Genomic DNA, 8,191 nt, shown 5'->3' on the forward strand with positions numbered 1-8,191 from the left:
TACTCGTCGAGGCCCATTAATCGGAGTCGGCGGGGATGCGCTCGTGCACCGTCAGCAGCAGGTGGTCGAACTGGCTCTGCACGGACGGCGCTGGGGTAGGCAGCACGCTGATTTCGGCGAGCAACTGCGTCGCCAAGGCGCGCAATTTGGTGTTGGTCTCTTGCGAGCGCCACTGCAGCACCCGGAAGGCTTGCTCGGCGCTGACCCGGTAGACGTACATCAGCACCCCCTTGGCCTGCTCGATGGCCGCGCGGTTCTCGAAAAGATCCGGTAACGCCTCGTCGAGCACTTCTTGCCGGGTTTCGTCACGGGCCTCGTCGAACGTGCTGGTGAGGTCGATGTAGTGCCCTTCGGTGCCCAGCACCACGCCTGCGTCATCGACCATCCGGTCGGCGACGACAATCGCCTCGTGCACCTTGCCCGCGGTGTCGACGAATCTGTGGCGACTCGAAAACGACTCACCTGACCTCAGGGCGTAGTCGAGCAGGTCCTGAACGTGGGCACGGTCGTCGGGATGCTTGTGTGAGAGCAGCAGTTGTGTCGTGGGCACCACCGACCCTGGTTCGTAGCCGTACATGCGGGCTACCTCGTCGGACCACTCCCACCGTTGACCCACGAACCAGAAGCGGAAGCCGCCTACGTGCAGATACCGATTCGCACCAACAGCCCCACTGACCACACTGGCGCCACCCGTCCCAGAAAACGACTGACCGTTGCCGTCCCGTCCGGGCAGGTCATTGTTGGCAGACCGCTGCACATCTAGAATCATTCCATTGGGCTTGCGCATCGGCCACCGAGGCAGTTGGCAGAAATCCTGTAAAAGCCCGACATCAGGCGAGCAACAACGATACGCTCATGGATTACACCCAGCCGACGGGCTGGTGGGAGGTGGCAGATGTCGTTCGTCGTCGCAGGGCCGGCGGCAGTAGCTGCTGCTGCCGCGAACCTTGCCGGCATCGGAACGGCGATTGGATCCGCCAATGCGGCGGCCGCCGCCCCCACGACCGAGTCGCTTGCGCCGTCCGCGGACGCAGTGTCGAACGTCGTGGCGAGCGTGTTCAGCAACCACGCCCAGGAGTACCAGAACTTCAGTGCCCAGATGGCGGCGTTTCACGAGAACCTCGTGCAGGCCTTGAATGCCGGCGCCCAAGCCTATGCTGCCGCCGAGGAACTCAACGCCCAGTACACCGGCATCAACGCACCCGTCCAATCCTTGTTGGGCGGCCTTTAACCGGAGACGCGCCACGGGGCCCGGCGGCGTAGCCATACCCGGGGTTCCCGCCCGAGCGTCCCGTTATGGGAGGCGGCAAGCCAGCGGCGCGGTCAACATTCCCCCGGGCCCTGATGGTGACGGCGGCACGCGCGGGGTGCCGTTCAAGATTCCCGGCGCGCCCGGACCGAACGGCTGAGCCCTCGCACGAGGACCCCGTGCTGCGATAGCGTGGGTGACGGCAATCTAACCACCCGCGGGAGCGCACGCCCGGTGCGCTGAGAGGACGGCTCGGGGCCGTCGACCGTACGAACCTGACCGGGTAATGCCGGCGTAGGGAGTTGAAATGACCGACGTACTTTCCGAAACCATCGACGCCACGGTGACAACGGGACCCATCGCAGGCAGCAGCAAGGTATATCGCGACGTTCCAGATGTGCCGGGTGCCCGGGTGCCCTTCCGCCGGGTGCACCTGTCCACCGGCGACCACTTCGACCTCTACGACACCTCCGGGCCGTACACCGACACCAACGCGGTGATCGATCTGACCAAGGGGTTGCCGGCCCGGCCTGGGATGGTTCGCGACCGAGGCACTCAGCTGCAGCGTGCCCGAGCCGGTGAGATCACCGCCGAGATGGCGTTCATTGCCGTCCGTGAAGGCATGCCGGCCGAGCTGGTGCGCGACGAGGTCGCGCGCGGTCGGGCGGTGATCCCGGCCAACCACAACCATCCCGAAAGTGAGCCGATGATCATCGGCAAAGCGTTCGCGGTGAAAGTCAATGCCAACATTGGCAATTCGGCGGTGACGTCCTCGATTGCCGAAGAGGTCGACAAGATGGTGTGGGCGACCCGCTGGGGCGCCGACACCATCATGGACCTTTCCACCGGCAAGAACATTCACGAAACCCGCGAGTGGATCCTGCGTAACTCGCCGGTGCCCGTCGGGACCGTGCCCATCTACCAGGCGCTGGAAAAGGTCAAGGGCGACCCGACCGCACTGACGTGGGAGCTGTACCGCGACACGGTAATTGAGCAATGCGAGCAGGGCGTGGACTACATGACCGTGCACGCCGGCGTGCTACTGCGTTACGTGCCGCTGACCGCCAAGCGGGTCACCGGCATCGTGTCCCGCGGCGGCTCGATCATGGCGGCTTGGTGCCTGGCGCATCATCAGGAGTCCTTCCTGTACACCCATTTCGACGAACTGTGCGAGATCCTGGCGCGTTACGACGTCACCTTCTCCCTCGGTGACGGCCTGCGACCGGGTTCGATCGCCGACGCCAATGACGCCGCGCAGTTCGCTGAGCTGCGCACCCTGGGCGAGCTGACCAAGATCGCGAAATCCCATGGCGTGCAAGTGATGATCGAGGGCCCCGGGCACGTCCCGATGCACAAGATCGTCGAGAACGTGCGCCTGGAAGAGGAACTGTGCGAGGAGGCCCCGTTCTACACGCTGGGGCCGCTCGCCACCGACATCGCACCGGCTTACGATCACATCACCTCGGCGATCGGCGCGGCCATCATCGCCCAGGCCGGCACCGCGATGCTGTGTTACGTAACCCCCAAGGAGCACCTCGGCCTGCCGGACCGCAAGGACGTCAAAGACGGCGTGATCGCCTACAAGATCGCCGCGCACGCCGGTGACTTGGCCAAGGGGCACCCGCACGCCCAGGAGCGCGACAACGCGCTGTCGCAGGCGCGTTTCGAGTTCCGCTGGCACGACCAGTTCGCGCTGTCGCTGGATCCCGACACCGCGCGGGAGTACCACGATGAGACGCTGCCGGCCGAGCCCGCCAAGACCGCACACTTCTGCTCGATGTGCGGCCCGAAGTTCTGCTCGATGCGGATCACGCAGGATGTGCGCGACTACGCCGCGAAGCACGGGCTGGAAACCGAAGAGGACGTCGAGGCGATGCTCGCGGAGGGCATGGCGGAGAAGTCCCGTGAGTTCGCCGAGCACGGCAACCGGGTGTATCTGCCTATTGCCCAACCGTGAGTGCTCCGAGCCTGCCGCTGGCGGCGCCGGGAACGACGCCGCTGCGGGTGCTCACCATCGCGGGATCGGACTCCGGGGGCGGTGCCGGCATCCAGGCCGACCTGCGCACCATCGCTCTGCTCGGCCTGCACGCCTGCGTCGCCGTCACCGCCGTGACGGTGCAGAACACGCTGGGCGTCAAGGGTTTTCACGAGGTGCCCGACGAGGTCGTCGCCGGTCAGATCGAGGCGGTGGTCACCGATATCGGGATCCAGGCTGCAAAGACCGGGATGCTGGCCTCGTCGTCCATCATTGAGACGGTTGCCGCAACCTGGCGACGACTCGCACTGAGCGTTCCGCTCGTCGTCGACCCGGTGTGCGCATCCATGCACGGTGACGCGCTGCTGGCATCATCGGCGCTGAATACGCTTCGCACCCAACTGTTCCCATTGGCTACCCTCGTGACACCTAATCTTGACGAGGTGAGCCTGCTGGTGGACATCGACGTGGTCGACGCCGAGTCCCAGCGCGCGGCGGCCAAGGCGCTGCACGCTATGGGCCCTCGCTGGGCACTGGTCAAAGGTGGGCACCTGCGGTCGTCGGAGCGCAGTTGCGATCTGCTGTACGACGGCTCCGACTTCTACGAGTTCGACTCGCCACGACTGCCCACCGGTAACGACCACGGCGGCGGCGACACCCTGGCGTCGGCGGTGGCCTGCGCCCTGGCCCACGGCTTCACCGTGCCCGAAGCCGTGGACTTCGCCAAGCGGTGGGTCACCGAATCCCTGCGCGCCGCTTACCCGTTGGGGCACGGCCACGGCCCGGTCTCACCGCTGTTTCGGCTGTCATGAATCTCGACCAGATCGCGGGCGTCGCCCACCAGCCCGACAGCACGCCACAAGGCGTCGTGGTGCTCACCCACGGGGCCGGCGGCAACCGGGACTCCAAACTGCTGCAACAGATTTGCGGTGAGTGGGCACGCCAGGGCTGGTTGGCCGTCCGATACAACCTGCCGTATCGCCGGCGACGCCCCAAGGGCCCTCCGTCGGGTTCGGCGGCCACCGACCGGGACGGCATTCGTGAGGCAATAGCGTTGTGCCGCAAGCTCGCCAACGGCCCGCTGATCGCCGGCGGACACTCCTACGGCGGCCGGCAGACCTCCATGGTGGTCGCGGAAGGCCAGACGCCGGTGGACGTGCTGACGCTGTTCTCCTATCCAGTCCATCCGCCGGGCAAGCCGGAACGTCCCCGCACCGAGCATCTACCGGACATCACGGTGCCTACGGTGTTCACCCATGGGACCTCGGATCCATTCGGCACCATCGCGGAACTGCGCGACGCCGCGGCGTTGATCGCCGCGCCTACCGAAGTCGTCGAGATCTCCGGCGCGCGACACGATTTGGGCTCGAAGACTCACGATGTTCCTGCTCTGGCGGTGGCGGCGGCGCTTCGGTTGTTGTCGGGCCGAACAGCGTGACCTCCATCAGTGTCCGCACGCACGCTTGCATGTAGGCCGAATCGCCTTTGTCGGTCAGCATCCGACCCAGGTCCACCACCAAGGCCATCGCGGCGTGCACCAGGAACCGCGCCTGCATCGGCGACAGTGCCGGGCGCGCCGCGGTCAACAGTTGCACCCACGAATCCACGGTCGACAGCAGCACGTTGCGCAGCACCATCTGATCCGCGGGGGTCAGGTTCATTCGCTCGGTGTAGTAGACGGCGAGCAGCTCCGGGTTGGCGAACGAGGTGGCCACGTAGGCGTCGATCAGCAGGGTCAACGCCTGACGTGGTTCGGTGAGGGCGCCCAGAATCGGTGACAGCTGTGCGGACACTCGGTCGGCGGCCCGGCGCAACCCTGTCGACAGAATGTCCAGCTTGCCCGAGAAGTACCGGTAGATCCCCGATACCGGTATGCCTGCCGCCGCTGCGATCTGGGCCATGCTGGTCTCGGTGTAACCCCGTTCTTTGAACAACGCCATCGCGGCGTGCAGCAGAGCTTCGTAGACGCCCGCGTCCTCGGTGAACAACCGCCACGACACGGGGCGGGGGGAAACGGTTCCCGGCTGCGGAAGTTCCGCGGAAAGGATTCCCGCCGCGGCCCCTTTCAGGAGTGCGCGAATCTCTGCGGCCGGCAGCCGCGAGCGGTGGTCGACGATGCTGCCGATCGCGCTGAGCACACCGGCCGACAGCGTCCACCGCTGCTCGGATGTCAATGTCGGCCGTACTGCCAAGAGCGGCTGTTGAATTCGGCGATTTACCGAAATCAGCTGAGCAGCCAGCACCGCTTGGTCTTCCGCCCGCAGATAGCGTGACTGCCAGCGGTACAGCCCGCCGGACTCGCGACTGTCCAGGGCGAGGTCGATCAGCGCGACCACCAACCGATCCAATTCCTCGGTCGGGTCGACCGCGTCGTTCACGTTAACCAGTTCGACGGCGTCGACCAGTTGTTGGCTCAACGACAAAACAGCGCCGCGGAAAAGGTCGTATTTGCCCGCGTAATGGCGGTACAGCGCGGGCGCCGAGACGCCGACCTTTGCCGCGATGGTTTCCATGCTCACCGCGTGATAGCCCTGCGCACTGAACGCCTCGGCGGACGCGCGGGCAATCTGTGCCTTGCGGTCCTTGGGTCGCCGCCGAACGTTGTCGACGGGTCGGGCGCTCGCGATCGTCACAGGCTCACTCTAGCCCGCGGGTTCGACCAGGAGACCCCAGGCGAACTGTCGTCCAGAAAGAATGTCTATTAACATATGGCCGGTAGGGGAAGGTCGGCCGCGAGGTTGTCGAAGGGGATGGCGCATGCTGGAAAAGGTCCGTCAGTTGCTCAATTTTCAGGTCACCATCGGCCAAATGATTGTCCTCGGACTCGTCATAGGTACGCCGTACCTGCTGGTGGGAACGATATGGTCAACAACTCACGCTGAGCATCTGCACACGATGCACGGGGCCGACCTCACCGTCTCGTTTCTGGGGCAGATCGTCTCGTGGCCCGTTCTGCTGTTCGCAGACGTCTGCATGACCTGAACAACTATTATCGAATCGGGAATTAACATCTTTTGGGGGAAATTGTGAGCCACCGGCACACGTACATCGCGATGGCAGGGGTGGTACTGGCGTTGATGGGGCTGGCGGCCCTCGTGTACCCGGTTTACCTGAATGAACTCGACCCGTACGGCATCAAGGTCGACTGCGGCAGCGGGCTCATCTCGGATCTGGGGCAGGCACGCAACGCCAACAGCGATGAACTCGCGTCCGACTGCGAAGGCGCATTGTTGGCCCGGCGCGCATGGTCGATCCCGACGCTTGCCGCTGGGCTTGGGCTGATCGCCTGGTTCTCAGTGCTGTGGGTACGTGAGGAACAGCACCGCCAAGCCGAAGAGCCGGACCATTACGTCCCCCATCCCGAGATAGCCCGTCACCCCTGACTAGCCGGGATAGCGCGAGTAGCACCCGTCCATTTCGCCCAGCACCCCGCTGCGGAACGCGGCGATCCGAGTGAAGCCGGCCGGCACGCTGATCCCGTCGGCGTCACTGGCCACCATGTGGTTGGTGAGCAGCCCGGACACCGCCTCATCGACGTCGCCCGCGGTGAGTTGTAGTGAGTTGCCAGACGGCAACTTGATGGGCTCGGCCATCTTGCGGTGGGCAAAACCGGTGAGGCAGGCCGTCCGCAACGCGGTCCACGGGCTTTGCATCGCGAGTCCGCGTTCGTGCTGCACCGCCAGTGCATACCTCGACATCACGATCGACAAGGCGGTGTCATCGCCCTGCGGCAAGCTGTGCTGCTTGGTACCAGCAACCTTGCCCATGGCCGCCAGGCCCGGCAGGTCCACCATGATGGTGTTGGTGGACGGGCAGTAGGACGCCGGGGGGCTGGGTTTGGCATCCGAGCAGCCCACCGTCTTGAACGACAACTTCGGCGGATTCTTGGGCGAGAAGATCTTGCCCATCACTTCCATCAACGTGTTCAACGTGTCTTCGTTGATCGCGACCTCACCGGTCTCCACGTCTCCGGTGGAGGAATCGACTCGCAGCGCGGTCGGCAGGTCACCGCGGCGCCGCTCGATTTCGGCTTTGTTGATGGCGGCACATGCCGCGGCCCCGGTGATGAAGCCCATCTGGAAGGCACTCACCCGGTCCAACGCGGACCCGTGTTCGTCGTCGTTTTCCTGGTCGGCTTCGATCACTGGGTCGCGCGTGGTGATGACCCCGGCCAGCACGTGGTCAAGCCCGTCGGCGGTGCTCAGGGTGAAGCGAGGCGATTTTCCGTCGGCAACCCACCACAGGTAGACACCCGCGAAGCAATCCGCTTGCTGCTCATAGACGATCGTCGGGTCTCGCCGCGACACCAACTTCGCCATGTTTTGTATGGCGTGGCCGTATTCGTGTGCCAACACGCCATTGACGGACATGTCGCCGAAATACTGTTGTGCGACCGGCATGAAAACCCCGCGGTCCCAGGCGATCAGGTCGCAGCGAGAAGTGAAGAAGGCGTTGACGTTGTCGTAAGTCGGCATACGGCAAACGGTCGAGCCGCTGTCGTCATTGGAGTCGTAGGACACCAGTTTCGACACCGGCTTGAAGGAACCCTTCATCGTCTGGCTGTAGGCCGCTTTCCAGTACTCCTCGATGTCGTTGATCGACAGCAACGACAACTTGTCGATCGGTCCGTTGTCGGTGTTGATCACCGTGCCGGTGGGGGCGGGAGCGTTCTGGCGGGGGCCGCTCGGACCGTTGGTAGCGGGCAGACCGCCCACATGGAACGGGTCGTTGAGGATGGAGACGGCGCGGCCTCGCACGACGGTGGTGCAGCCGGCCACCACGGCAATCACCGCGAGGCAAACAAGCGCCGCCCGCCCCGTGGCCTTCACCCTCCGCCCGCGGTTACCCATGTGATCAACCTCGAATCGACCGGCGTGCACCAAAGGAACCTGAACCACCCCGGGTTTGATGCACACCGGTTTATGGGTGTGCAGCCTCTGAGTGGGCCGCGTTTGTAGCGTAGTGGA

The 8,191-nt window shown here is 64.8% G+C and carries 9 protein-coding genes and 1 riboswitch; of the genes, 6 read left to right on the top strand and 3 right to left on the bottom strand.

Features of this window, described 5'->3' with window-relative positions; all coding sequences use genetic code 11:
* Window positions 1–16: 16 nt before the first annotated feature.
* On the bottom strand, window positions 17–679 hold the full coding sequence (locus tag BST27_RS24550) for a PAS and ANTAR domain-containing protein (protein WP_069422003.1): 663 nt from the start codon (window positions 677–679) through the stop codon (window positions 17–19).
* A 216-nt stretch (window positions 680–895) separates the two neighbouring features.
* Between BST27_RS24550 and BST27_RS24555 the strand changes: the two genes are divergently transcribed.
* The 4 genes from BST27_RS24555 to BST27_RS24570 all read left to right on the top strand — a co-directional run bounded on the left by BST27_RS24555 (window position 896) and on the right by BST27_RS24570 (window position 4,662).
* Window positions 896–1,231: a PE family protein gene (locus BST27_RS24555; RefSeq protein ID WP_069421992.1), complete on the top strand. Its 336-nt coding sequence runs from the start codon at window positions 896–898 to the stop codon at window positions 1,229–1,231.
* A gap of 225 nt (window positions 1,232–1,456) precedes the next feature.
* Window positions 1,457–1,566: riboswitch (TPP riboswitch) on the top strand.
* On the top strand, window positions 1,557–3,206 hold the full coding sequence (gene thiC / locus BST27_RS24560; RefSeq protein ID WP_069421993.1) for a phosphomethylpyrimidine synthase ThiC: 1,650 nt from the start codon (window positions 1,557–1,559) through the stop codon (window positions 3,204–3,206). (Overlaps the previous riboswitch by 10 nt.)
* Window positions 3,203–4,036, top strand: a complete 834-nt coding sequence (thiD, locus tag BST27_RS24565; RefSeq protein WP_069421994.1) for a bifunctional hydroxymethylpyrimidine kinase/phosphomethylpyrimidine kinase — start codon at window positions 3,203–3,205, stop codon at window positions 4,034–4,036. The genes thiC and thiD overlap by 4 nt, the downstream gene beginning before the upstream one ends.
* The gene (locus BST27_RS24570) at window positions 4,033–4,662 is read left to right on the top strand and encodes an alpha/beta hydrolase family protein (protein ID WP_139805344.1); all 630 of its coding nucleotides are present in this window, start codon (window positions 4,033–4,035) and stop codon (window positions 4,660–4,662) included. Before thiD ends, BST27_RS24570 begins: the two co-directional genes overlap by 4 nt.
* Here the strand turns inward: BST27_RS24570 and BST27_RS24575 are convergent.
* Entirely contained in the window at window positions 4,547–5,857 is a 1,311-nt protein-coding gene (locus BST27_RS24575; protein ID WP_069421995.1) for a TetR/AcrR family transcriptional regulator, read from the bottom strand. The two genes, BST27_RS24570 and BST27_RS24575, sit on opposite strands and share 116 nt — an antisense overlap.
* Before the next feature lie 124 nt (window positions 5,858–5,981).
* Here BST27_RS24575 and BST27_RS24580 point away from each other — a divergent pair, with 124 nt between their 5' ends.
* Both BST27_RS24580 and BST27_RS24585 read left to right on the top strand, forming a co-directional pair.
* Window positions 5,982–6,206 carry a hypothetical protein gene (locus BST27_RS24580; RefSeq protein ID WP_069421996.1) on the top strand — a complete coding sequence of 75 codons (225 nt, stop codon included), beginning with the start codon at window positions 5,982–5,984 and terminating at the stop codon, window positions 6,204–6,206.
* Window positions 6,207–6,250: 44 nt separating this feature from the next.
* Window positions 6,251–6,607: a hypothetical protein gene (locus BST27_RS24585; protein ID WP_079220030.1), complete on the top strand. Its 357-nt coding sequence runs from the start codon at window positions 6,251–6,253 to the stop codon at window positions 6,605–6,607.
* Here BST27_RS24585 and BST27_RS24590 read toward each other — a convergent pair whose 3' ends face one another.
* On the bottom strand, window positions 6,608–8,074 hold the full coding sequence (locus BST27_RS24590; protein WP_069421998.1) for a neutral zinc metallopeptidase: 1,467 nt from the start codon (window positions 8,072–8,074) through the stop codon (window positions 6,608–6,610).
* Between the last annotated feature and the right edge of the window lie 117 nt (window positions 8,075–8,191).

This window comes from Mycobacterium intermedium (genome assembly GCF_002086275.1).
In the GTDB taxonomy this organism is placed as follows: domain Bacteria; phylum Actinomycetota; class Actinomycetes; order Mycobacteriales; family Mycobacteriaceae; genus Mycobacterium; species Mycobacterium intermedium.